At 36.9% G+C, this 23,167-nt stretch carries 23 protein-coding genes; 4 read left to right on the forward strand and 19 right to left on the reverse strand.

The annotated features are described in order from the left end of the window. Positions 1 to 8: 8 nt before the first annotated feature. The 8 genes from rplW to SOM16_RS01000 form a co-directional block, all read right to left on the reverse strand. Complete coding sequence (rplW, locus tag SOM16_RS00965) at positions 9 to 299, reverse strand: 50S ribosomal protein L23 (RefSeq protein ID WP_029282693.1); 291 nt, start codon at positions 297 to 299, stop codon at positions 9 to 11. A 1-nt stretch (position 300) separates the two neighbouring features. Further along, on the reverse strand, positions 301 to 930 hold the full coding sequence (gene rplD / locus SOM16_RS00970) for a 50S ribosomal protein L4 (protein WP_088301913.1): 630 nt from the start codon (positions 928 to 930) through the stop codon (positions 301 to 303). A gap of 4 nt (positions 931 to 934) precedes the next feature. Further along, positions 935 to 1,552: a 50S ribosomal protein L3 gene (rplC, locus tag SOM16_RS00975; protein WP_320462118.1), complete on the reverse strand. Its 618-nt coding sequence runs from the start codon at positions 1,550 to 1,552 to the stop codon at positions 935 to 937. Between the two features lie 262 nt (positions 1,553 to 1,814). Beyond that, positions 1,815 to 2,378: a hypothetical protein gene (locus SOM16_RS00980; RefSeq protein ID WP_320462119.1), complete on the reverse strand. Its 564-nt coding sequence runs from the start codon at positions 2,376 to 2,378 to the stop codon at positions 1,815 to 1,817. Positions 2,379 to 3,033: 655 nt separating this feature from the next. Then, positions 3,034 to 3,429 (reverse strand): DUF1634 domain-containing protein, encoded by a 396-nt coding sequence (locus SOM16_RS00985; RefSeq protein ID WP_320462120.1) that lies wholly within the window; start codon positions 3,427 to 3,429, stop codon positions 3,034 to 3,036. Next, positions 3,429 to 4,262 (reverse strand): sulfite exporter TauE/SafE family protein, encoded by an 834-nt coding sequence (locus SOM16_RS00990; RefSeq protein ID WP_320462121.1) that lies wholly within the window; start codon positions 4,260 to 4,262, stop codon positions 3,429 to 3,431. Before SOM16_RS00990 ends, SOM16_RS00985 begins: the two co-directional genes overlap by 1 nt. Before the next feature lie 412 nt (positions 4,263 to 4,674). Continuing rightward, positions 4,675 to 5,262 (reverse strand): hypothetical protein, encoded by a 588-nt coding sequence (locus SOM16_RS00995; protein ID WP_320462122.1) that lies wholly within the window; start codon positions 5,260 to 5,262, stop codon positions 4,675 to 4,677. 9 nt (positions 5,263 to 5,271) lie between these two features. Then, complete coding sequence (locus SOM16_RS01000) at positions 5,272 to 6,549, reverse strand: prephenate dehydrogenase (protein ID WP_320462123.1); 1,278 nt, start codon at positions 6,547 to 6,549, stop codon at positions 5,272 to 5,274. A 140-nt stretch (positions 6,550 to 6,689) separates the two neighbouring features. On the opposite strand from SOM16_RS01000, the gene SOM16_RS01005 reads away from it, so the two are divergent. Next, on the forward strand, positions 6,690 to 7,301 hold the full coding sequence (locus tag SOM16_RS01005; RefSeq protein ID WP_320462124.1) for a hypothetical protein: 612 nt from the start codon (positions 6,690 to 6,692) through the stop codon (positions 7,299 to 7,301). A gap of 32 nt (positions 7,302 to 7,333) precedes the next feature. Here SOM16_RS01005 and SOM16_RS01010 read toward each other — a convergent pair whose 3' ends face one another. From SOM16_RS01010 to SOM16_RS01020, 3 genes are all read right to left on the reverse strand, one after another. Continuing rightward, entirely contained in the window at positions 7,334 to 7,972 is a 639-nt protein-coding gene (locus tag SOM16_RS01010) for a YiiX/YebB-like N1pC/P60 family cysteine hydrolase (protein ID WP_320462125.1), read from the reverse strand. An 11-nt stretch (positions 7,973 to 7,983) separates the two neighbouring features. Next, a complete protein-coding gene (gene dgt, locus SOM16_RS01015; RefSeq protein ID WP_320462126.1) occupies positions 7,984 to 9,327 on the reverse strand; it encodes a dGTP triphosphohydrolase in 1,344 nt (447 codons plus the stop codon). A gap of 249 nt (positions 9,328 to 9,576) precedes the next feature. Next, positions 9,577 to 12,186, reverse strand: coding sequence for an MGH1-like glycoside hydrolase domain-containing protein (locus SOM16_RS01020; protein WP_320462127.1), 2,610 nt, complete (start codon positions 12,184 to 12,186; stop codon positions 9,577 to 9,579). Positions 12,187 to 12,340: 154 nt separating this feature from the next. On the opposite strand from SOM16_RS01020, the gene SOM16_RS01025 reads away from it, so the two are divergent. Together SOM16_RS01025 and SOM16_RS01030 are read left to right on the forward strand one after the other, a co-directional pair. Further along, positions 12,341 to 12,727 carry a hypothetical protein gene (locus SOM16_RS01025; protein ID WP_320462128.1) on the forward strand — a complete coding sequence of 129 codons (387 nt, stop codon included), beginning with the start codon at positions 12,341 to 12,343 and terminating at the stop codon, positions 12,725 to 12,727. 9 nt (positions 12,728 to 12,736) lie between these two features. Beyond that, positions 12,737 to 12,931: a hypothetical protein gene (locus tag SOM16_RS01030; RefSeq protein WP_320462129.1), complete on the forward strand. Its 195-nt coding sequence runs from the start codon at positions 12,737 to 12,739 to the stop codon at positions 12,929 to 12,931. Positions 12,932 to 13,204: 273 nt separating this feature from the next. Here SOM16_RS01030 and SOM16_RS01035 read toward each other — a convergent pair whose 3' ends face one another. After that, entirely contained in the window at positions 13,205 to 13,486 is a 282-nt protein-coding gene (locus tag SOM16_RS01035) for a hypothetical protein (protein ID WP_320462130.1), read from the reverse strand. Positions 13,487 to 13,821: 335 nt separating this feature from the next. Here SOM16_RS01035 and SOM16_RS01040 point away from each other — a divergent pair, with 335 nt between their 5' ends. Continuing rightward, the gene (locus SOM16_RS01040) at positions 13,822 to 14,478 is read left to right on the forward strand and encodes a response regulator transcription factor (protein WP_320462131.1); all 657 of its coding nucleotides are present in this window, start codon (positions 13,822 to 13,824) and stop codon (positions 14,476 to 14,478) included. 4 nt (positions 14,479 to 14,482) lie between these two features. Here SOM16_RS01040 and SOM16_RS01045 read toward each other — a convergent pair whose 3' ends face one another. The 7 genes from SOM16_RS01045 to ahcY all read right to left on the reverse strand — a co-directional run bounded on the left by SOM16_RS01045 (position 14,483) and on the right by ahcY (position 23,067). Then, complete coding sequence (locus tag SOM16_RS01045) at positions 14,483 to 14,752, reverse strand: hypothetical protein (RefSeq protein ID WP_320462132.1); 270 nt, start codon at positions 14,750 to 14,752, stop codon at positions 14,483 to 14,485. 75 nt (positions 14,753 to 14,827) lie between these two features. Then, on the reverse strand, positions 14,828 to 15,133 hold the full coding sequence (rpsJ, locus tag SOM16_RS01050) for a 30S ribosomal protein S10 (RefSeq protein ID WP_008244591.1): 306 nt from the start codon (positions 15,131 to 15,133) through the stop codon (positions 14,828 to 14,830). Positions 15,134 to 15,277: 144 nt separating this feature from the next. After that, entirely contained in the window at positions 15,278 to 17,392 is a 2,115-nt protein-coding gene (gene fusA / locus SOM16_RS01055) for an elongation factor G (protein WP_320462133.1), read from the reverse strand. Positions 17,393 to 17,440: 48 nt separating this feature from the next. Continuing rightward, positions 17,441 to 17,908: a 30S ribosomal protein S7 gene (rpsG, locus tag SOM16_RS01060; protein ID WP_109929341.1), complete on the reverse strand. Its 468-nt coding sequence runs from the start codon at positions 17,906 to 17,908 to the stop codon at positions 17,441 to 17,443. Positions 17,909 to 17,925: 17 nt separating this feature from the next. Beyond that, the gene (gene rpsL, locus SOM16_RS01065; protein ID WP_012780770.1) at positions 17,926 to 18,339 is read right to left on the reverse strand and encodes a 30S ribosomal protein S12; all 414 of its coding nucleotides are present in this window, start codon (positions 18,337 to 18,339) and stop codon (positions 17,926 to 17,928) included. A gap of 334 nt (positions 18,340 to 18,673) precedes the next feature. Beyond that, positions 18,674 to 21,487 (reverse strand): TonB-dependent receptor, encoded by a 2,814-nt coding sequence (locus tag SOM16_RS01070; protein WP_320462134.1) that lies wholly within the window; start codon positions 21,485 to 21,487, stop codon positions 18,674 to 18,676. A gap of 263 nt (positions 21,488 to 21,750) precedes the next feature. Then, positions 21,751 to 23,067 (reverse strand): adenosylhomocysteinase, encoded by a 1,317-nt coding sequence (gene ahcY, locus SOM16_RS01075; RefSeq protein WP_320462135.1) that lies wholly within the window; start codon positions 23,065 to 23,067, stop codon positions 21,751 to 21,753. Positions 23,068 to 23,167: the final 100 nt, after the last annotated feature.

The following is a 23,167-nucleotide window of genomic DNA, read 5'->3' on the forward strand; positions in this document are numbered from 1 at the left end:
TTATTAAATTAAAGGGTTGCGTAATAATCTATTGTTTCGCCGTCTTTCAACGTTACGATTGCTTTTTTGTATTTCGGGCTACGGCCAGATACAAAACCTGCTTTAGTGTAACGTGATTTAGCTTTTCCATCAACAACCATTGTGTTAACTGCAACGATAGTTACACCGTACAATTTTTCAATAGCTGCTTTAATTTGGATTTTGTTAGCCTTGTGGTTAACACTAAAGGTGAAACGGTTAGATTTCTCAGTTAAAGCTGAAGCTTTTTCGGTTAATATTGGTTTTTTTAAAATGTCCATATTATTTGGCAAACGCCTCCTCCAAAGTTTTAACAGAATCTGCAGTTAACACAAGCACACCAGCATTTAATACATCATAAGTATTTAAATCTGCTGCTGAGATTACTTTTGTTTTCTGAACGTTTCTGCTTGATAAATAGATATTATTATTTTGTGCAGGTAAAACCAATAAAGTTTTTTGAGTACCTACGTTTAACGCAGCCAATAAACTTGTATAGTTTTTAGTTTTAGCAGTTTCGAAGTTGAAATCTTCTAAAATTACCACATTGTTATCTTTTGCTTTATAAGCTAAAGCCGATTTACGTGCTAATGATTTTAATTTCTTGTTCAATTTAAAACTATAATCACGTGGCTGAGGACCGAATACACGACCACCACCATTGAATAGAGGAGATTTAATGCTACCAGCACGTGCACCACCTGTACCTTTTTGTTTATATAGTTTACGGGTCGAACCTGCAATCTCATTACGTTGTTTAGATTTGTGAGTACCCTGACGTTGGTTAGCCAAATACTGTTTTACATCTAAATAAATCGCGTGGTCGTTAGGCTCGATACCAAATACCGATTCAGGAAGTTGCACCTTGGCACCTGTTTCTTTACCTGAAATGTTTAATACTTTAACTTCCATCTGATTACTTGTCTAAGATTACGTAAGAACCTTTAGCTCCTGGAATGGAACCACTAACTACTAATAAGTTTTGCTCAGCATAAACTTTCAAAACTTGTAAGTTCTGAACTTTTACCCTGTCTCCACCTGTTCTTCCAGCCATGCGCATTCCTTTGAATACACGTGATGGGAATGACGATGCACCCAATGAACCTGGGGCACGTAAACGGTTATGCTGACCGTGAGTCTGCATACCAACACCGGCAAATCCGTGGCGTTTTACAACACCTTGAAAACCTTTACCTTTTGAGGTACCTACAACATCAACAAAATCGCCTTCTGCGAAAGAATCAACCGTTATCACATCACCTAAACTAGGTGAAGTTGTAAACGAATCGAATTCTACCAGCTTGCGTTTCGGAGTTGTGTTTGCTTTCGCGAAATGGCCTTTCAATGGTTGAGTTGTGTTTTTCTCTTTTTTCTCATCGTAACCCAACTGGATTGATGAATAACCATCTACTTCTTCGGTTTTTACCTGTGTAACTACACAAGGTCCAGCCTCGATTACCGTACAAGGAATGTTTCTTCCTTCGGCATCAAAGATACTGGTCATTCCTACTTTTTTTCCAATAATTCCTGACATTTTATCTTTTCTTTTTTAACACCCATCGAAGCAGTAGGGCTTCGTTCAAGGTGGTTGTACATCCCCCGAAAGGGACGGCAAAGATAGACAAGAAATATTAATTTTCAAATAGTTAGCCAAATATTTTTTCAAATAAATTGCTGATATAATGGGATTTAACCTAAAAAGTGAGGTTAATGGGCTATTAGGGTACTCAAAGTAAAGGCTATAAATTTGATTAAAAGCACTTTAGGCGATATTCAAGGTGTAAAAACACTTTAATTTAATCAATATTTGCCTCTAGTATACTGCTCCCGGTTTGGCTTTTTATCAGCTGTAAAAGATCGAATATAGCATTCTCGCTACAAGCATACTCATAAATCTCAGCAATCAGCGCATCACAACAGATTATGGCATCAATTAAACTGCCATTAGCCATAAAATATCGGCATAATGCGGTATAAAAAAGCATAAACTCGCCTTCGGCAAAAGCTGTCCGCTGTGGAAATGCTTCATCAAGGTTATGCTTTTTATTCAATAACTTGAAGCCTTTTTCCAAGTCACCATCAACCATCGCGGTATGGGCCACATAAAACCTTAAGTATAAGAAATCAGGAAAGAGCTGCATCCCCTTTATAGCTATCGCATCGGCCTTACTATGAAGTCCTATTGTTTTATATTGCAAAAATAATTCTGCATAAAACAATGGCATATCAGGATTTTTGATCAGCAAAGCATTAATTTGACTGATACTTTCGAGGCTTTTGTCTTCAAAAATTGACTCATACTCTTCAGCACATTCAATAATACGATCATCCAGTTCATCATTTAGGCTGTAAAGTCCCAAATCTACCTTTTGAACCCAAATTTCGTCAATATGATCCTCATCCAGCGTAACTGTGCTATTGCCCTCAAGTTTACCGCGGTAGTTGCTGGTTAAAGCATAGTATATATGCTTAAAGCTTTGCTCATTATCCTCTTACGTAATTTCATCAGACTCATCTTCGTCATTATAAAACAGGTAATTGCCCAGACCTACATTTTTATCCAACGTAGCCAAGATTTGATTTATTTTGGCAGGATCATCATTTGGTCCAACATAATATGCAGGAACACCGTCTTCTCCGAATTCGATATCAACTAAAGGGATGTGATCATCATCTTCTTCTAAGATAAATTGGACTACTTTCCAATCTTTATGCGGTTTGAAGCCACAATCGTTGGCAAAAGCTTCTCCACCGTAGATAATGTTATGTACTTTGAACAGTGTTACCTGATTTGGCCATTTGATCTGTATTTGTTATAAATCTTAGAACCTGTTTAAAAATTCAATAAAATTATTTGTATAACAGTCTGACCGTTATAAGGCATTAATAAGAACAAATTTTTGCGCTCAGCCTAACAGCAAACGCTAGGTCATATTTGCTATTAAAATTCAAACAGGATTTTATAACAACAATTTTAGCTGTTTTATCTTAATGTATAATAAAATTATTAAAAAATTAATGTGCTATCCCACCATTTAAACTGATGGTTATGATCGTTAAAATGATGACTCCAATGAGTACATAAAGGTAATCGCGTTCGATTAAAAAGCTGAAAATAGCAAAAACAATGCGTGCAATTGGCGTAAAGATAAGCATGAGGATACCAAACTGTACAATGGCATCGCCCTGGAAGGTTAATACACCTTTAAAAATTGCAGCTATAGAAGAAAAATTGTTAAGCTCGGGTTTAAAAACTTTATAATTGGTAACAGCCCCTTTATTATGAATAAGAAAAATGACGCCACCTATTAATACAATGCTCATTGAAATGATTACGCCTGCACGCAAAAGTGTACCCAGAATTACCTGGATATCTTTATCATTCAGATTTTCTTTTTTTGCTGTCTCCATTATAATCCGCTTATTCCTTTATAAATCATCTGCAGGGCCAAAAAGGCTACTACTACGGCAAACACAATTTTCAATTTATCCGTTTTAGCCCTTAGTAAAACTTTAGAGCCTAATGAAGCGCCTGTTAAAACCCCGATGCAGACTGGCATGGCAATACCAGGATCAATCTGCCCGCGGTGCAGGTACACCACCGCACTTGCTGCAGCGGTAACCCCCATCATAAAATTACTGGTGGTGGTTGATACCTTAAAGGGTAAACGCATGATATTATCCATCGCAATTACTTTTAATGCTCCACTGCCAATCCCCAGCAATCCTGATAAAGTCCCGGCGAAGAGCATCATTAAAAACCCTCCAGGAACATGTTTTACAGCATAAGGATGATCAACACCTTTATCGGGAAAAGACCCGTTGAGTTTAAAAAATTTAGCCCATTTATCGGTATCTTCCAGCGTGCTATGGTCTACCTTTTTCTTTAAAGTCATGATGGCAGAAAAGATGAGGATGCAGCCAAAAAGAATGGCAATGTAATTGGCATTAAGGTAAACGGCTATAATTGCCCCACACACCGCCCCTATCGTAGTTGCGATCTCTAAGAACATCCCAATTCTTATATTTGTAATCCCTTCTTTCACATAAGCTGCAGCAGAACCTGATGAAGTGGCAATCACTGAAACAATAGATGCACCAATCGCATAATGAATATCAACACCTAAAGCTAAAGTAAGTAGAGGAATGATGATGACACCACCACCCAAGCCTGTTAGCGAACCTAATAAACCCGCTAAAAAAGCACCCAATAAAACGATAATCGTAAACAGCAATACCGACATGCGGGCAAATATAATGCACGAATTTTGCGGAAACGAAGGATTAAAGGAATAAAATAAAGTCTATATGTTATATGGATAAATAGAATTTTAAATGAGTGAATGATTGAGTAGGTGAGTTTTGTAATAGAGAAGAATAGGTGTTTACTCATTCAATAATTGATTCATTCAAAATTCAATAATGCTCTCATTCCATAATTACTTATAAAACTTACTTTCTTTATTTTAAATGAGTGAATGATTGAGTAGGTGAGTTTTGTAATAGAGAAGAATGGTGTTTACTCATTCAATAATTGATTCATTCAAAATTCAATAATGCTCTCATTCCATAATTACTTATACAACTTACTTTCTTTATTTACATCAACATCCCGAATTGATTCATTCAAAATTCAATAATGCTCTAATTCCATAATTACTTATACAACTTACTTTCTTTATTCACATCAACATCCCGGAAACTTTCCAACAGCTCAAAAGCAATTTGCCTAACTGTTTCGGCTATTGGGGAAATTGTTGATTTGTTGCCATTGGCGTCTTTAACTGTCCACCCTGAAGTATTAAGCAATAACGGACTGGAATTAGCCAGTGATTTAATTATTTTGGCTCTGGTAAAAGGCGAACCATCCGAATCAATAATCACTTTTTTATTGCTCCACCAGTTTTCTTGTCTTACCGATTTTAAAGAAAAAGGGTCTAGCCTCGCAACATATCCCCAGCCCTTATCAGCACGATGTGTCAGTTTTAATAATCCAATAAAATTAGTAAGGCTTTTAGAATCGTAAATCTCAGAACTGCAATACAGATCCAGGTGACCTAATTTAAGCAGACTTACCAATGCTTTTGTCTGATCGGAATTATGGAAAATCACCACGATTCGATTTGCAATCGGATAGATAACAGATTCGTTTCCGTTATCGTATTCACCACAAAGTATCGCTATCTCTTTTAGTTCTCGCTCCAGCTGCGAAACCAGTTCAGATTTATTTAAAATGGTTTTCATCCTCAGTGGTTACTTACCCAATCGCTTAATCATTTCTGCACTCAAATCCCTGCCATCATTTAAACGGTTGGCAAAAAATGATTTGGCAGCTTCGAAATGTTCTTTGTATCCTTTTAAATCGCCATAACCAATAATCGATGCCCATTCGTGCACAGCCGTATGAAATTCCAGATCATCACCACGGATAGATTTATCGTAAAGTGCAGTGGTGATCGACTCTTCCAGCATTTCTTCGTTTTTGAAAAGATACTCGGCAATACCTAATCTCAATTTAAAAGGTGGCGTTTGGCAGATCAGGTTATCGTAAGGATTTACCCCCATCTTATACCAGGCATAAACCATGCTGAGCAAACTGAGGTGAGAATTCGGTTTTTGCTTATGCGCTGCATCAGATAAGCTGAATTCTTTCATAATGTTATCATCTAAAAGTAATAGCGTTCTGCTTTCATGAAACACAAAATCACGGGCGGCGTAGATTTTCTCCCTAAATTCTATTTCGTTCTCACAAATCATTAATTTGTAAAGTTCAGACTCTGCCTGAGCATAATATTTAACCTGCTTCTGTGCATATGGATTTAGTATAGCCAGGCCGGCATAGATATGAGATTTGTAACTAAAGATTCTAAGCGTAGTTAATATTTTTACATTGTCGATGCCTCCGGCATAAGCTGGATTATCCCATGGGAAAAAGCCAGCGTTCTTCCAGGCAGAGCCCATGCTTTCGAAACCCATATGTGTAACCGCCTGTGTATCGGCTACAATTCTATCGTGTTCCCTGTAATCGTCCATTTCGATAATGTTCGATTTTAAAGACTTGTAAATTTCTAAAGCCTTGGCATAAACAGCATCGGTAGCACGGTGGCGAACCACCACGAGCGTTTGTCCTTCTGGACTAAATGCCGGACCATGTAAAGAATGGCAGGTTACAATCTGGGTATCTTGGGGAAGGTGTTTTTCGAAAGCGGCAATTTCAGGATGTTTTACGGAGGTTTGGCCAGACACAATTGCGCCGAACTTTGTCGACCGTGCAAAGGCTGCCACTACCTCGTCTATTTTCTCAGCTTCTACACAATAAATAATGAAATCTGATTTTCTTGCTACCTCATGCCCATCTAATAAAACCTCAACACCTTTAGGTTCAAGTTCATTTTTTAATTCGGCAAAACGCAATGGCATGTCTGCTCCACATACTTTATAACCAGCACCTGCAAACCATACGGCGTACAATTTACCCATATCGCCTAAACCGATAATTCCTATTTGCATGCAGCAAATGTAATCTATCATGATTAATTTATAATAAAACCCAGATAAAAATGTTAATTTATAAATCGATTTTTTTAGCACTACAGGGTAAAAGTAAAATTAGATTGCCTTGTAATTGTATAAAAATGTAGTTTTACACTTTAACACCTATTATTTAAACTATGCAGAAACTTAAACCAACCCTATTGTTTTTAGCGGTTATGCTACTCGTAAACATTGCATTTGGGCAAGCTAAACAAGACACTTCAAAAAATACGGACCCTTCTCTAAATGGTCAGTATAATTTTTTGCTTAAAAAATCTAAAAGTTTATATGGTGCTAGACTGATCAATCCATCCAGATTAAGTTCTTTATGGAAAAGCGTTAATGATACTTTAAGAAAAGAGCGGAAGCAGCTTACTCAGGCTAAACAAGAAATAAAATCTCAAAAGGATAACATTGCAAGTTTAAAGGGCGAAGTAACAGGAAAAGAAAGCTCACTTGCTAGCGCCACTGCGTCTGTAAACGAAATTAGTTTTCTGGGTATCGCGTTTAACAAAGGAACCTATAATACAATTGTATGGGCCATCATCATTATATTGGGTGCTGGTTTAGCTATCGTAATTTTCCAATCAGGGAAATACCGTAAAGAAGCTAATTACAGAACTCAGCTATACCAGGAGGTTGCTGATGAGTTTCAAACGCATAAGGTTAAGGCAAAAGATAAAGAAATGAGGCTTGCCCGCGAGTTACAAGATGAACGAAACAAATGGGACGACGCCAGAGGCAGGTAATTGCTTACTAAATTTCATCAATTGGCTTTAAGCTAATTGATGAAATTCCCTATTAACATTAGCTTCTCGCTTGCCGCCAAACCATTCGGATTACAACCTGGTTTGCCTTCCGGCACTTCCAGATGTTGTTTTTTATAAAAGTCAATCCAAAAATCATCTGTCTTTCCAGTTTTTGGATTTACAAAAGTCATAGGTTCTAGTCTGAATATGTGATCTTTTCTAAAAGATCTTTCAATATAATCAGCGCAATAATAAGAATTTTCATTCAGGATATAAGTCCAGTTGTAGGGTTTCCCTAGCATTTTCCTGGCAGATATTAAAGCTGCAGAAATAGCATATTGAAAACTATCTTTTAAACGGTAGACCATAATTTTATTGTCTGCCGTTTTTTGTGTCAGATAGAATTGCTCAATACTTTCCCTGATTGAACCTTCTTTGGAGGATGCATTCAAAACAAATAAAGAATCTCGCTCTTTTTCGATAATTCCAATATGATCGAAAGCAATAGCATCCTTTTTTTGGGTAACCCGGTTAATGGCACCCGAAAGGTTGTCTTTTTCGGCGCCAACAAATATTAAATCGCCATTTTTCAAATGAGCAGTGGTAACTGTTTGCGAATTGGCAAAATTAAAAAAAAACAAAAAACCACTGATACAAATAAATATCCTCATAATATTTAGCTTTAAGTTTCTGATGGAAAAGAGATTCCTTTAATGTTCCGATATAAATCCACTGCGTACAAATCCGTCATACCTGAAACAAAATCTAAAACACTCTGCGTACGGGAGTAAATATCAGTCAGATCGGTATGATATTGCTTTGGGATCAGTTTTACCAGCTTCTGATAATAGTGCGTATTGTTGTTAATGAGTGCCGGGACAAATTCTTCCAGCAAACCAGCCATTATTTTGTAGCCCGCAACTTCTTTTTGTATTACCGAAGAGAAGTTATAAATCCGCTCCACAGATACCGCTTCTACTGCTTTCCATGCAGTAAGATAGGGTTCGGGCAAAAGATCTGTGAGGCTATGATTTAGTTCACCTTTTAATAAAGATTCCTGTTCGTGGAAGAAGATACCTGCACAAATATTAGTTAACGTATTGATGGCTTTTGCCCTCAATAAACCAATTTTCGCATCATCATCTTCGTAATCATTTTTCAACCTTTCCTCTATTGTTTTGGAATTGGAGAAAGGCAGAAGATAGTTTTTTACTTCTTCGTAAGATAAAATTTTTAGCCGATGCGCATCTTCCAGATCAATGATGCTATAACAAATGTCATCAGCAGCCTCTACCAAATAGACTAAAGGATGCCGTTTATAAATCAGGTATTCGCTTTCCTCTTGCAATAACCTTAACTCCGTTGCAATCTTTTTAAATGATTCTTCTTCCGATTGGAAAAAACCATACTTCTTTCTATGCAAAAGCTTTTTCTGTTTTCCGGCTATCGATGCACATGGATACTTCGCTATGGAGGCTAAAGTAGAATAAGTTAAAGCATAAGCATCATTCCCCTTTCCTTTTAAAGGATGAGTTAGAATTCGAATGGCATTTGCGTTACCTTCAAAATTTATGAGGTCATGCCACTGCGATTCTTTCATTTCTTTTTGGTAAACACGACCATCCCCATCGGTAAAATAACGTGAAATGGCAGCTTCGCCGGAGTGTCCAAATGCCGGGTTACCCAAGTCGTGAGCGAGTGCTGCAGCAGCTACAATATTTCCAACTTCGCTAATTAACGGAACGTCTCTGATTAATGAGGGCTGGTGTTCTTCCAGGTTATTTAGGAAGATGTTTGCCATAGAGCGGGCCACGCTTGCAACTTCTAAGCTATGCGTTAGCCGATTGTGTACAAAGACACTTCCTGGCAAGGGAAAAACCTGGGTTTTATTCTGTAGGCGTCTAAAAGGTGAGGAAAATATTAAGCGATCGTAATCTCTCTGAAAATCAGATCGGGCCTTATCCCGATCACCCGTCCAGCTTTCCTGCCCAAACCTTTTATTCGAAAGTAAATATTTCCACTCCATTAACTGCTGCTGCTTGATTCGGAGCGAAGTTAGCAAAAAGTGCCTTTAATAAAACTAATCTGATTTTCTAATCAGAACAAATTAAATGCTGTGTTCATTTTTAATCCCCTTTAGTAAAGTATAAATTGCCGTGGCATGTATTAACTGCAAATGGCTTTCTATTCTTTCCTCTTCCTGAAGAAAGGTATAATCTCCCATCATTGTAATCAGCGCAAATTTCTTAAATTATTTTCTACATTTTACACCTTGCTATAAGAGAGCAATTAAGGCGGTCCATCCCGTTTGGTGACTTGCACCTAAACCTTTACCATTATTACCATCAAAATATTCATAGAATAAAATATTATCCATAAAGTGTTCATCATGATTAAATTTAGGTTGGCCGCCGTGAATAGCACGTTCTCCATTTTCATCCTTTAGAAACATACTTTTTAACCTTAAACTTAGTTGATCAGCAATATCAGACAGGGATAAATAACTACCGGAACCTGTTGGATATTCAACTTTAAAATCGTCGGTATAGTATTCATCGAAACGCCTGATGGATTCGATTAACATATAATTAATAGGAATCCATATTGGCCCTCTCCAATTGCTGTTGCCACCAAACATCCTGCTATCACTTTCTGCCGGAATGTATTTAACCGAATAATTTTCATTATTCAACGCATAAGAAAATGGCTGTTCTTCGTAAACCCTCGACATAGAACGAACACCATAGTCAGACAAAAATTCATTGGTATCCAACATCCTTCGAAGTAACATTTTCATCCTATGGCCTCTCAACAGCGAGAATAAGTGTTTATTCGTGCCACTTTTGCCCGTCCAATGGCTTACCAGTTGTGCAAGGTCTGGACGCTGAAGCATGAATGTGGTTAACTGTTTTTTGAGTTTCTGCAACACCTCCCAATCACGATCATTAAAAACAATTACAGCAAATAATGGGATCAGACCTACCAACGAGCGTAAACGCAATCGATCAGAACCTCCATCAGGTCTTCGCAACATATCATAGTAGAACTCATCATGATCATCCCAAAGCCCAATGCCATTCCCGCCCATATCTGACATCGAGCCTGCTATGTATAAAAAATGTTGACTAAATTTTATAGCCATATCTTCGTAAACCAGATTATGAAGAGATAGTTCCAGACTAATTTCGAACATGTTCAATGCATACATAGCCATCCAGCTTGTTCCATCTGCCTGTTCTAAAAAGCCTCCCCCCGGAACGGGTTCGCTACGATTAAATATGCCAATGTTATCCAGCCCCAAGAAACCACCTTCAAAAATGTTATTGCCTTCGCTATCTTTCTGGTTTACCCACCAAGTAAAATTGATCATTAAACGCTGAAAAATTTTCTCCAGAAAAACCAGGTCACCTTTACCTTTTGCCGCTTTATCTGCCATGTAAACCTTGTACGATGCCATAGCATGTACCGGAGGATTCGCGTCAGAGAAATTCCATTCATAAGCTGGTAATTCTCCATTCGGATGAATGTAATTATCGCCTACTAAAAGGCAAAGCTGTTGTTTGGCAAAATCAGGGTCTATAGCTGCCATAGCAATACAGTGAAATGCCAAATCCCAGGCAGCAAACCACGGATACTCCCATTTATCAGGCATCAGAATAATATCATTTGCAATTAAATGGTTCCAATCCGAATTACGTTCCGGTAAGCGAATTGGAGGTGGGGTTAATCCTTTATCGCCTCTTAGCCAGGTATGCACATTGTAACTGTAAAACTGTTTACTCCACAGCAAACCTGCCCATGCCTGGCGTTGAATGCGTTTTTCATCATCAGATATACCAGTCTTGTGCTTAGTGCTGTAAAACTCATCGGCTTCCGCTTTACGTAAATCAAAAATTTGGTCAAAATCTTCAAAAGGTTTTTTTAATTGTTTGTTGCTTAACCTCAACCTGAAAGTTTTCTTTTGTTTAGCCCCAAGCGTTTCCTTAAAATGTAAAGCTACCTTTGTACCAGTCTTAGCCGGATTAATTGCATTCTGATCATTTTTGACGATAAAATCATTAATTCCATCTTTAACATAATGCGAAATATTTTCGGTGTGGTAAAGACGTTGGTTATTGGTTTCGTTATCGGTAAACAGGAACGTCGGCGTGCCATCAACATAACAAAAATATTGTTCTTCAAGCGCTTTGGCATCCAGCAATAATTCCTTATCACCTATACAACTGATTAATGGTTTTGGATCGCTACCTTCCCAGTTCCAGTTATTTCTAAACCATATTTGAGGCAATAAGTGAATTTCTGCCTCTTCTATACTCCGGTTATATACAGTATAATCTATCAGTATGTCTGCTTCATCATTTTTTGCATAATTAATAAATACATCAAAATATTTGTCCTGATCGAAAATCCCTGTTTCAATAATTTCAAATTCAGGATCATTGGTAGATCGCTTTCTTGATTCATCAAGTAATTGCTCATATGGAAAAGCCGTCTGCGGATATTTATACAACATTTCCATATAAGAATGGGTTGGCGTACTATCGAGGTAATAATAAATTTCTTTTACATCTTCACCATGGTTCCCTTCGGCATTGTTTAAGCCGAATAATCGTTCTTTTAGTATTGCATCCTTTCCATTCCATAAAGCCAAACCCAGGCAAAGGATTTGTTTATCATCGCTTATTGCCGCAATTCCTTCTTCTCCCCATCTGAAAGCCTTGCTTCTTGCACTGTCATGCGTAGTATACTCCCAGGTGTCTCCATCGGCACTATAATCTTCTCGAACCGTTCCCCATGCCCTGTCAGAAACATAAGGCCCCCATTTAAACCATTTTTTTTGATATTGATATTGTTCGCTTATACGGGTTTCTTCGGGTTTTTTCATTTCAAAGTGCTGATTGACGGTTCTATTTAACTGGAAATTTATACAAGAAATAGGGGATTAAATCTGCCGATAAGATAAATATAATATGGAAGATATTATGAAACCTAAGCAAACCATTTTGAAGCGTTATTGTTTTTTAGATAAATTACAGCATATGAAAACCAGCGTTTATAATAAAGATGAGCATACGGAAGGTTATTTCGGAAAGGGAAAAAGTGAAGAAAAATCTGATGTTCAGCAGGAATATGAAAAAGGTAATGATGGAAATGAAGTGACCGCTTTTGGTAGAGCTCCTATAGCTGAAGAAAATGCCAATGGTTTTAATGAAGGTAATATCACCGCAAAAGATGGATTGGATAATTCCGGTACTCAAGGTAAAGACTCGCTAAGCGATGATACCTATAACAGCCCTGACACCCAACATACAATAGAAAGCGCAGCAAGCGGAACAGGTAGTTCATCTGAAGATTTCAAAGATGATCAGGATAAATCTAATATTAAACAGAGAGACGAAGACAACGCGCTTAATACTGGTATCTAAATTAAAATTATGGAATTATTGAAATATGCTTTTTGGAGTGCTGCATCTGTTTTTGTGCTTCACTACTTAACCAAAAAAAGATTAATGGACGGAAAGTCTGTAGTTGATGATGTTATTGAAAAAACACCAAAAATAGTTAAAGAAGTGAATACACTGAGTCGTAATATTAAAATGGACTATCAGCAAACCGTTGGCCTATATTAGCACAAGTTAATCTATGGTTAATATTAGAAAGATGAAACTCATAGCTGCATATTGACGAAAGTCAATAAAAAATAGCTTATTATTTTAAATATTACAGCGAATTCTTAATTTTGATATTAATAGAAACTCGCAACTATTTACAATTTAATAAATATACTTGAGGACATTAATGTTTCTGGGTTACACTTTAAGATGTGGAGTTTTTAAGTGTTTCATCTACCGTGGAGCTAAACTATTGAAAAGGGATTAATAAAAATTAGCCCCTTTTCTCATTTATAAATCTTTACCACCCACACCCTTTTCGTCCGTATTATTTCTGTTTGCGAGATCCTCACTTGTACTTAGATTCGTATTTTTAAGATTTTCGTTGACATCAATCTTTGCTTCCTGAACTTGAGCAATATGATCTTCATCCGGAACATCTTTTCTTTTGAAAGTTGAATTGCTGATGCTATGTCCGTATGTAGCATCTTCATGATCCCATTCTATATTCTGGTCATACTTTTGATCCTGATTATCTTTCTGAGCTCCATGTGCTTTATTATCAGTATTCATATCATATATATTTTAGTTACTTTAATGGTAACACCCCCGTTTCTAGAAAGTTTATTAATTTGCTATTTAATTTGCATGACAGTTAGTATAACAATACAGTTTTGTTAATGTCAACATCATTGAACGTTCAATAAATTCATGTAATTCAAACGGCTTATTATGGGCATAAGAGCTCACTCAACTAATCCTTAATACATATCGTGTATTTAAAATTTAATTCTACTAAAATGATTTAAAGCGTATAAATACCTACATTTTCCGTATAAACACATATTTCCGATTTTGATATTATTTCGATATTTGGCTTTAACTAGATTGACTAATATCAAACAAATTTGAAGATTCCAATTAAAATTTTAATCGTTGACGAACACGCAATTGTAAGAAATGGAATTATTTCCCTTCTGGAAAAAGAGATAAATATTGAAGTAATTGGCGAGGCAGCTCATGGAATAGAGGTTCTTCGCTTAATTCAAAATGGCTTAAGGCCCGATGTGATCATTACCGACATCGAAATGCCTGAGATGGATGGTCTGGAACTTACCTCTTTGGTTAAGTTGAATTACCCTGAGATTAAAGTACTGATTCTTACCACAACAGATAGTAAAAATGATGTAATCAAATTTTTCGATGCAGGCGCTGATGGTTACCTACTTAAAAATATTTCGATAGCTGAAGTTGTATTTGCCATCGAACAGATTTATACGGGTTACAAATACATTTGTTCTGCAATTGGCATTAAACTATTGGGCCATTTTCGATCTTCTTCAAGTGGCCAGCAAGACTTGAAAGCTAATATCCAAATTTCTAATAGAGAGAAGGAAATTCTGAGTTTGATTGCTGAGGGTTACACCAATAGCGAAATTGCTGAAAAGCTCTATACAAGTAAGCGAACAATCGAAGGAAACCGACAGACGCTGCTGGACAAAACCGGCAAAAAAAATACTGCAGCCTTAATCAATTTCGTGGTAAGGAATGGAATAATAGATTAATCCGTTATTTTACTCCTTTTTGCTGATCTAAACCAGTATTGCTATCTACATCCTTTTTACCAGATCCATTTTCGTCTCTGTGTTCAGGTGGATTTTCCATTCTGCTTTCCTCCAGTTCAGAAAAATCACCACCTTTTTGATTGGCAACCTCACCATGCGAGGATGGTTTTTCTTTCAGTTCTTCTTTTGGATCTGCAAAATCCTGACCTTTCACCGGTAAACTTTCTTCTTCTTTTAATGGCTTGCTCATGAAAATTAAACCTCTGGTATTCATTTTTGTTTGAAAAGATAGGCAATAAAAAAAAGTCGTAATTTTCATCACGACTTTTCTTTAACCTTTTTAAATCAATTAAACTTTGATTTCAACTTCAACACCGCTAGGTAATTCAAGTTTCATTAAAGCATCAACTGTTTTAGAGTTAGAGCTATAAATATCTAATAAGCGTTTGTAAGCGCATAATTGAAATTGCTCTCTAGCTTTTTTGTTAACGTGTGGAGAACGTAAAACAGTAAAGATTTTTTTCTCTGTAGGAAGTGGAATTGGTCCACTTACAACTGCACCCGTAGGTTTTACAGTTTTTACGATTTTCTCAGCAGATTTATCTACTAAATTGTAATCGTAAGATTTTAATTTGATTCTGATTCTTTGGCTCATCTTATTTTCAATTATGATTCCCTGTTAGAGCTATTAACAACAGGAATCGGATTTATCATTTGTAGTATCGAGTATTTAGTATCGAGTATCAAGATAATAATCCGTCTTGATACTCAATACTTGATACTAAAATACTTATTCTAACTAGTCTTCAGATTTTACTCTTCCTTTAGATTTAGCAATTACTTCATCCTGTACGTTTTTAGGCGCAGCTTCGTAATGGTCAAATTCCATTGTAGAAGTTGCACGTCCTGAAGTGATTGTACGTAACTGAGTTACATAACCAAACATTTCAGAAAGCGGCACAGTTGCTTTAATTACCTGAGATCCGTTACGGGTATCCATACCTAATAACTGACCACGACGACGGTTCATATCACCGATTACATCACCCATGTTTTCTTCAGGGGTTAAGATTTCGATTTTCATGATTGGCTCCATCAAAGTAGGTTTACATTTAGGTAAAGCTTCGCGATATGCCATTTTAGCTGCTAACTCAAATGATAAAGCATCTGAATCGACTGCGTGGAATGAACCATCCGTTAAACGAACTTTCATATCAGGAAGTGGGTAACCTGCTAATACACCATTAGCCATAGAAGCTGCAAAGCCTTTTTCTACAGAAGGAATAAATTCACGTGGAATTGAACCACCTGTAATTTCGTTTACGAATTGTAAACCACCTTTTTCAAAATCAGCATCAATTGGTGAGATAATTACAGAAATATCTGCAAATTTACCACGACCACCTGATTGTTTCTTGTATGTTTCACGGTGAGTAGTTGTACCGAAAATAGCTTCTTTGTAAGCTACTTGTGGTGCACCTTGATTAACTTCTACTTTAAATTCGCGTTTTAAACGATCAATTAAGATGTCTAAGTGAAGCTCACCCATACCAGAAATTACAGTTTGGCCAGTTTCCTGATCAGTCTGAACTCTGAATGTTGGATCTTCTTCCGCTAATTTACCTAAACCAATACCTAATTTATCAACATCAGCCTGAGTTTTAGGCTCAATAGCTAAACCGATAACTGGCTCTGGGAAATCCATTGATTCAAGAACAATTGGATGTTTCTCATCACAAAGTGTATCACCTGTTTTGATGTCTTTAAATCCAACTACTGCAGCAATATCACCAGCAGCCACATTTGGCACAGGATTTTGCTTATTAGCATGCATTTGGAAGATACGGGAAATACGTTCTTTATTTTCTGAACGAGAATTATAAACGTAAGAACCTGCTTCTAAGTTACCCGAGTAAACACGGATAAAACATAAACGACCTACGAAAGGGTCAGTTGCAATTTTAAAAGCTAAAGCTGCAAATGGCTCACTAATGCTCGGTTTTAATAAAACTTCTTCGCTAGTATCCGGGTTAGTACCAATAACACCTTCGCTATCCATAGGTGAAGGCAATAATTCCATCACATAATCAAGCATAGTCTGAACACCTTTATTTTTGAAAGATGAACCACAAACCATAGGTACAATTTTAGCATCTAAAACAGCTGCACGTAAAGCATCTAAAACTTCACGTTCTGTGATTGTTTCTGGCGCCTCGAAGAATTTCTCCATTAACGACTCATCATAATCAGCAACTGATTCCAGTAATTTCTCTCTCCATTCAGCAACTTCATCAATCATATCCTCTGGGATAGGCACTTCAGTAAAGGTCATCCCTTTATCGTGCTCATTCCAAACAATACCACGGTTGTTGATTAAATCAACCACACCTTTAAATCCGTCTTCAGAACCGATAGGTAATTGCAATGGAACTGCATTACTACCTAACATTTCTTTAACTTGTTTAACAACTTTTAAGAAGTCTGCTCCGGAACGGTCCATTTTATTAACGAAACCAATACGAGGCACACTGTAGTTGTTTGCTAAACGCCAGTTAGTTTCCGATTGAGGCTCAACACCATCAACAGCCGAAAACAAGAACACTAATCCATCTAATACACGTAATGAACGGTTTACCTCTACGGTAAAATCCACGTGACCAGGTGTATCAATAACGTTAACATGATATTTTTGACCTCTGTAATTCCAATCAACCGTAGTTGCTGCAGAAGTAATTGTGATACCACGCTCTTGCTCTTGTGCCATCCAATCCATTGTTGCAGCACCTTCGTGCACTTCACCAATTTTATGACTTACACCAGCATAATAAAGAATACGCTCTGTTGTTGTAGTTTTACCTGCATCAATGTGAGCCGCGATTCCAATATTTCTTGTAAATTTTAAATCTCTTGCCATTATGTTTTTAGTATCTGTGTAATCTTACTAATCTGTTAATTCTAATTACTAGAATCTGAAGTGAGAGAACGCTTTGTTAGCTTCAGCCATTTTGTGCGTATCTTCTTTCTTCTTAACAGCAGCACCTTCGCCTTTAGCAGCAGCAACGATTTCACCAGCTAATTTCTCTTTCATGGTTTTTTCACCACGACGACGAGCATATAAAATTAACCATTTCATACCTAAAGCTGTTTTACGCTCTGGTCTAACCTCAGTTGGAACCTGGAAGTTAGCACCACCAACACGACGAGATTTAACCTCTACAGCTGGCATAATGTTAGTTAAAGCACGTTTAAATATCTCTAAACCGTTTTCACCTGCTTTTTTCTCAGCAATTTCAACAGCATCGTAAAAAATATCATAAGCGATAGATTTTTTTCCATCGTACATCATATTGTTTACAAAACGAGTTACCTGAACATCGTTAAATTTTGGATCAGGAAGAATAATTCTCTTTTTTGGTTTTGACTTTCTCATTTCTTATTTCCTCCCGATTATTTTTTCTTTCCTTTTGCAGGCGCAGCAGCTACTTGACCTGGTTTAGGACGTTTTGTACCATATTTTGAACGACGTTGGTTACGACCAGCTACACCTGATGTATCTAATGCACCACGGATGATGTGATAACGTACACCTGGTAAATCTTTAACACGACCACCACGGATCAATACGATTGAGTGTTCCTGTAAGTTGTGACCTTCTCCAGGAATGTATGCATTCACCTCTTTACCGTTCGTTAAACGAACACGGGCTACTTTACGCATTGCTGAGTTTGGTTTTTTAGGGGTAGTGGTGTACACACGTGTACATACACCTCTTCGCTGTGGACAGCTGTCCAACGCTGGAGACTTACTCTTGAACTCCAGTGCTACTCTACCTTTTCTAACTAATTGTTGAATGGTTGGCATTGTGCTTTTTTATGTTTTTATTAAAAAATTACCGCTCCCCCGGCATCTTCGCAGATAGCCTATAAAACGGACTGCAAAAGTAGAACAATTCTTTTTAATAATCAAGGGGTTAAGGCAAAAAATTTCCGGTTCGCTGTTATTCGTTTACAGTTGAAGACTAGCGGGTTGCAATTCTGTTAATATTTTCAGTTAACAATTTAATAGATAAGTGCTTTAATTTTGTTGTCAGTCTTTAGGTTATCGTTGATCAGGTTCCTAACGCTTATCTGCATCATGCCTAATAAGCGTTAGGAACTTTCATCATAACAACTTAAACCCGCATTTTTATGGAACGTTAATTCACCGTACTCCTGGGATTACTTCTTTCTTTTGACGATCCTGCATTGCTAATTTTATAATTTAGAGATAAATAAAAATACCGCGTAATGGTATTAAAACGAATATCCTCTATCCTGCTTCCATTAATGGTTCGGTCTATATTTGTATTCTGATTTAAAATATCAAAGCCTTTCAGGGCCAGGGTTATTCTCCTATCCATAAAATATTGTTCAAAACCTGCGTTCAATAAAAACACATTATTATTAAATCCATCGGCCCTGCCAGCCGTACCATTATGCTGCAACTCGCCATTTAAACGCGTATTTTTGATAAACTCATAGCTAATACTTGCACTGTTGGAGAAATTGAAATACTTGTTATCGATAGCACTGGGCTGTGAATTATTTACCCTGCTATATTGAACACTGATATAAATTCCGGCATTTATCTTATCGTCAATATCATAACTCAAATTGGCATTAGGTCCGAAGTTATAGCGATTGGTCATATTTTTCTCGCTATTGATAAAAGAGGTGCCGTGTGAAATAAATAAATTAATCCCATAACCAGTTCTCAAACCTTTAATTTTTGTAGGTTGTCCAAAATTTGTCCCAGTGTTAATATAATAGTTGCCATCTACATTTACAGGTTGCACAAATTGAACACCATCTCTGTAAACAATACTATTCCCTACATCGTCTAAACTATAATTGATTAAGAAGTATCCGTTCCAATACTTGTTATTATCAGGACTGAAAGTGTTAAAATTAACAGATAACCGATGGCTTTTTCTGGCTTCTAGATTCGGATTTCCTTCACGCCTGTACAACGGATTGGTATTATTTTGAACAGGCTGAAGATCATTTACAGATGGCAGATTAACATTAGCATTGTAATTTAGTTGTAGCGTTTGGTTGGTAGCGTTTCTAAAATTAAAACTAAACCTTGGCAGGATGTTGTAATATTTCTTTTCGATATTATTGATATTTGTGCCTAAACTATTAAAAGCCGAAGCGTCTAACCCAGTCTCCTGAAATCCAAACCCCAAATTGTAGGTCCATTGCGTACGGTTGTAGATCAAACCTATTCGGGCAGTTTGTGTCCAGGTTCTGTTTTCTAACAGGTTACTGAGATCAGGCACAACGGTATCATAAGTATTATTTAGGGGATTATAACTCCATGTGGATTGTTGCGCGTTTACTTTACCATCATTGCGAATATAAGCGATATTACTATTGAGTTTTTTATTAATAATAGGCCTGATGTAATTGATAGAAACAGAGGTAGTTCTCGACTTATTTTCTTGTTCTGCTTGCTGGTTTAAGTCGGTAATATCTACACCACCAGTCTGGTAATTATTAATGATTGATTGGTTTAGCCAGTTAGAATTAAAAGTATTTTGCGTTCCGTTTAAGCCGAAAATAACAGAACCTTTATTTAGGCGGCGTGTAGCCGAAAGCTCTCCAAAAAAAGCTGGTGTAGAATTCTTTTGATCCAGTAGCTGATTTCCATCATTTACTTCTCCAGCCCGGTCTAAAGTGGTATTAAAATCCCGGCTGTTAATATTAGTGGTATAATTTAAAATCGCATTCGATCTAAAGAGAAGGTCTGTTAATGAATCTGGATGATATTCTACCTTAAAGTTGAAACGATGGGCCTGATTATCAGAGTTGCGATTTGACGTTTCGTTCGTTCTCAATACATCATCCTCATTAATGTCTTGTACATTAGAAAATCGGGTACCTAAACCTTTACTAAAATAGGTGAAATAACTACTACTTAATGTTAATTTATCCTTAGCTCCCCAACTGTTGCTAAAATTAACGCCGCCACTGTGAGTAGTTACCTCACCCATGGCACTATTGTCGAAAACGCCTGAGCCGCCGATGGTGGTTCGTCCGTTATTTACGTTGATTGAAAAACCTCCGCCACCTGGAGGAGCGAAAATGTTTCCTAAATTACCACCAGTAAAGCTGTTTAAATCCTCATATTGGAAACTGGCATTACTCACATTGTTACTCATACCCAAAACTGCAAACTGCATCTTTTTAGTAAAATGATTTGCACTCAGATAACTACTATATCGTGCTGTTGTGCCGCCTAATAAATTTGCATTACCGAACCAACCATTCTTTTTATCTTCTTTAATAGTTAGGTTGAGGACCTTTTCCCGCTGACCATCATCTATTCCTGTAGCCTTCGCTTCTAAGGTTTTACTATCAATTAACTGCACTTTTGCAATTACGTCTGCAGGCAGGTTCTTCGTAGCTGTTTTAGGATCAGTGCCGAAAAAATCTTTCCCATCTACCGTGAGCCGGGTTACTTTCTGTCCTTGCACCAGAATGCTTCCATCTTTATCAATGGTTACACCAGGCAGTTTTTTTAATAAATCCTCAACAGCTGCATTGGGTTGCGTTTTATAAGCATCAGCATTAAACTCTACAGTATCTTTTTTAATGGTGGCGGTTGCATATTTCCCAGCTACTGATACCTCTTTTAATGCAATGGCATCTTCCTTTAATTTTATTGTTCCGAAATTCACTCCTTTACCATTAACCGTTAATGATTTTGAAAAAGAGAGATAACCCATAGCTGATATTCTGATCAGATAATTTCCATCAACTACGTTTCTCAATAAAAACTCCCCTGCTTTATTAGTTACCACACCAATTTTTTTTGTTGAATCAGATTTATGAGTTAAAATAATCCCCACATATTCCAATGGCAAATTTGTTTTATCATCAACTACTTTACCAATGATAGCGGCTCCTTCTTGTGCGAAGACCTTCGTAGATAAAAAGCAAAGTAAAATAAGTAAGTAGTTTTTCATAAAATGAAGTCGTTTTTTAGTTTGTTTATGATGAGGAGTTCGGCTCAATTCAACCATAAGACGCAGGAAGAATCAAAATGTGACAATATTTTTCATTTTATTTGAAAAATAACTCACAACTAGTGATCAGATGAATATCTATATACTGTACATTTTTATCAGATCACTGAAAAAAATAAACGTAAAAAAAAGGGATATGCAATTTGCACATCCCTTTTGATATTTAAACTCGTGACTCCGAACTACAGACTCATGACTAGTTTTTAGTAACGATATTCGTCTGATTTGAATGGACCTTCTACCGGCACACCAATATAATCAGCCTGGTGTTGATCTAGAACATCTAATTCCACACCGATTTTAGCTAAGTGTAAACGTGCAACTTTCTCATCTAAATATTTAGGTAAAACGTAAACTTTGTTTTCGTATTTATCTGTATTTGTCCAAAGTTCCAATTGAGCTAAAGTTTGGTTAGTGAATGAATTACTCATTACGAAACTTGGGTGGCCAGTTGCACAACCTAAATTTACCAAACGACCTTCGGCCAATAAGATGATATCTTTACCTTCGATAGTATATTTATCTACCTGTGGTTTAATTTCAACTTTAGTTGAACCATATTTTTCGTTTAACCACGCAACATCAATTTCATTATCAAAGTGACCGATATTACAAACGATTGCTTTATCTTTCATCACTAAGAAATGCTCGCCGCGTACGATATCACGATTACCAGTCGTAGTTACAATAATGTCTGCTTCTTTAACAGCTGTCGCAAATTTCTTAACTTCATAACCTTCCATTGCCGCTTGTAAAGCACAAATTGGATCAATCTCCGTTACAATTACGCGTACGCCTTGTGAACTCAAAGATTCTGCAGAACCTTTACCCACATCACCATAACCACAAACAACAGCTACTTTACCAGCCATCATTACATCAGTTGCACGACGAATTGCATCTACTAATGACTCACGACATCCGTATTTGTTATCGAATTTAGATTTAGTTACAGAATCATTCACGTTAATTGCAGGTAAATGCAATGTTCCGTTTTTCATTCTTTCGTATAAACGGTGAACACCAGTGGTGGTTTCTTCTGATAAACCTTTGATGCCAGCAATAAGCTCAGGATATTTATCAAAAACCATATTGGTTAAATCGCCACCATCATCCAAAATCATGTTTAATGGTTTCTGATCTGCACCGAAGTGTAAAGTTTGCTCAATACACCAGTCGAATTCTTCTTCGTTTAAACCTTTCCAGGCATAAACCTGAATACCCGCAGCAGCAATTGCCGCAGCAGCATGGTCTTGTGTAGAAAAAATATTGCATGATGACCAGGTTACTTCAGCACCCAAAGCCACTAATGTTTCGATTAAAACAGCCGTTTGGATGGTCATGTGCAGACAGCCTGCAATGCGAGCACCTGCTAACGGTTGCGAAGGACCGAATTCTTCGCGTAAGCTCATCAAACCTGGCATTTCTGCTTCGGCTAATTCGATTTCTTTACGGCCCCATTCTGCCAGTGAAATGTCCTTAACTTTGTAAGGGATATAAGTTGTCTCTACTGATGACATAATTATTTGTTTTTAAATGTGATGCAAAGTTACGGCATCCCTTTGTGAAAGCCAAATATTTAAAAGAGCAACCCGGTTTGTTGAATGTAAAATAGTTTAT

It is taken from the genome of Pedobacter sp. CFBP9032, from assembly GCF_034045265.1.
In the GTDB taxonomy this organism is placed as follows: Bacteria; Bacteroidota; Bacteroidia; order Sphingobacteriales; family Sphingobacteriaceae; genus Pedobacter.

Bases quoted from the DNA above. Each gene is read 5' to 3' on its own strand.
- rplW (WP_029282693.1), bottom strand. From the start codon at position 299: ATGGACATTTTAAAAAAACCAATATTAACCGAAAAAGCTTCAGCTTTA.
- rplD (WP_088301913.1), bottom strand. From the start codon at position 930: ATGGAAGTTAAAGTATTAAACATTTCAGGTAAAGAAACAGGTGCCAAG.
- rplC (WP_320462118.1), bottom strand. From the start codon at position 1,552: ATGTCAGGAATTATTGGAAAAAAAGTAGGAATGACCAGTATCTTTGAT.
- SOM16_RS00985 (WP_320462120.1), bottom strand. From the start codon at position 3,429: ATGGAGACAGCAAAAAAAGAAAATCTGAATGATAAAGATATCCAGGTA.
- SOM16_RS00990 (WP_320462121.1), bottom strand. From the start codon at position 4,262: ATGTCGGTATTGCTGTTTACGATTATCGTTTTATTGGGTGCTTTTTTA.
- SOM16_RS00995 (WP_320462122.1), bottom strand. From the start codon at position 5,262: ATGAAAACCATTTTAAATAAATCTGAACTGGTTTCGCAGCTGGAGCGA.
- SOM16_RS01000 (WP_320462123.1), bottom strand. From the start codon at position 6,549: ATGATAGATTACATTTGCTGCATGCAAATAGGAATTATCGGTTTAGGC.
- SOM16_RS01005 (WP_320462124.1), top strand. From the start codon at position 6,690: ATGCAGAAACTTAAACCAACCCTATTGTTTTTAGCGGTTATGCTACTC.
- SOM16_RS01010 (WP_320462125.1), bottom strand. From the start codon at position 7,972: ATGAGGATATTTATTTGTATCAGTGGTTTTTTGTTTTTTTTTAATTTT.
- dgt (WP_320462126.1), bottom strand. From the start codon at position 9,327: ATGGAGTGGAAATATTTACTTTCGAATAAAAGGTTTGGGCAGGAAAGC.
- SOM16_RS01020 (WP_320462127.1), bottom strand. From the start codon at position 12,186: ATGAAAAAACCCGAAGAAACCCGTATAAGCGAACAATATCAATATCAA.
- SOM16_RS01025 (WP_320462128.1), top strand. From the start codon at position 12,341: ATGAAAACCAGCGTTTATAATAAAGATGAGCATACGGAAGGTTATTTC.
- SOM16_RS01030 (WP_320462129.1), top strand. From the start codon at position 12,737: ATGGAATTATTGAAATATGCTTTTTGGAGTGCTGCATCTGTTTTTGTG.
- SOM16_RS01035 (WP_320462130.1), bottom strand. From the start codon at position 13,486: ATGAATACTGATAATAAAGCACATGGAGCTCAGAAAGATAATCAGGAT.
- SOM16_RS01045 (WP_320462132.1), bottom strand. From the start codon at position 14,752: ATGAATACCAGAGGTTTAATTTTCATGAGCAAGCCATTAAAAGAAGAA.
- rpsJ (WP_008244591.1), bottom strand. From the start codon at position 15,133: ATGAGCCAAAGAATCAGAATCAAATTAAAATCTTACGATTACAATTTA.
- fusA (WP_320462133.1), bottom strand. From the start codon at position 17,392: ATGGCAAGAGATTTAAAATTTACAAGAAATATTGGAATCGCGGCTCAC.
- rpsG (WP_109929341.1), bottom strand. From the start codon at position 17,908: ATGAGAAAGTCAAAACCAAAAAAGAGAATTATTCTTCCTGATCCAAAA.
- rpsL (WP_012780770.1), bottom strand. From the start codon at position 18,339: ATGCCAACCATTCAACAATTAGTTAGAAAAGGTAGAGTAGCACTGGAG.
- SOM16_RS01070 (WP_320462134.1), bottom strand. From the start codon at position 21,487: ATGAAAAACTACTTACTTATTTTACTTTGCTTTTTATCTACGAAGGTC.
- ahcY (WP_320462135.1), bottom strand. From the start codon at position 23,067: ATGTCATCAGTAGAGACAACTTATATCCCTTACAAAGTTAAGGACATT.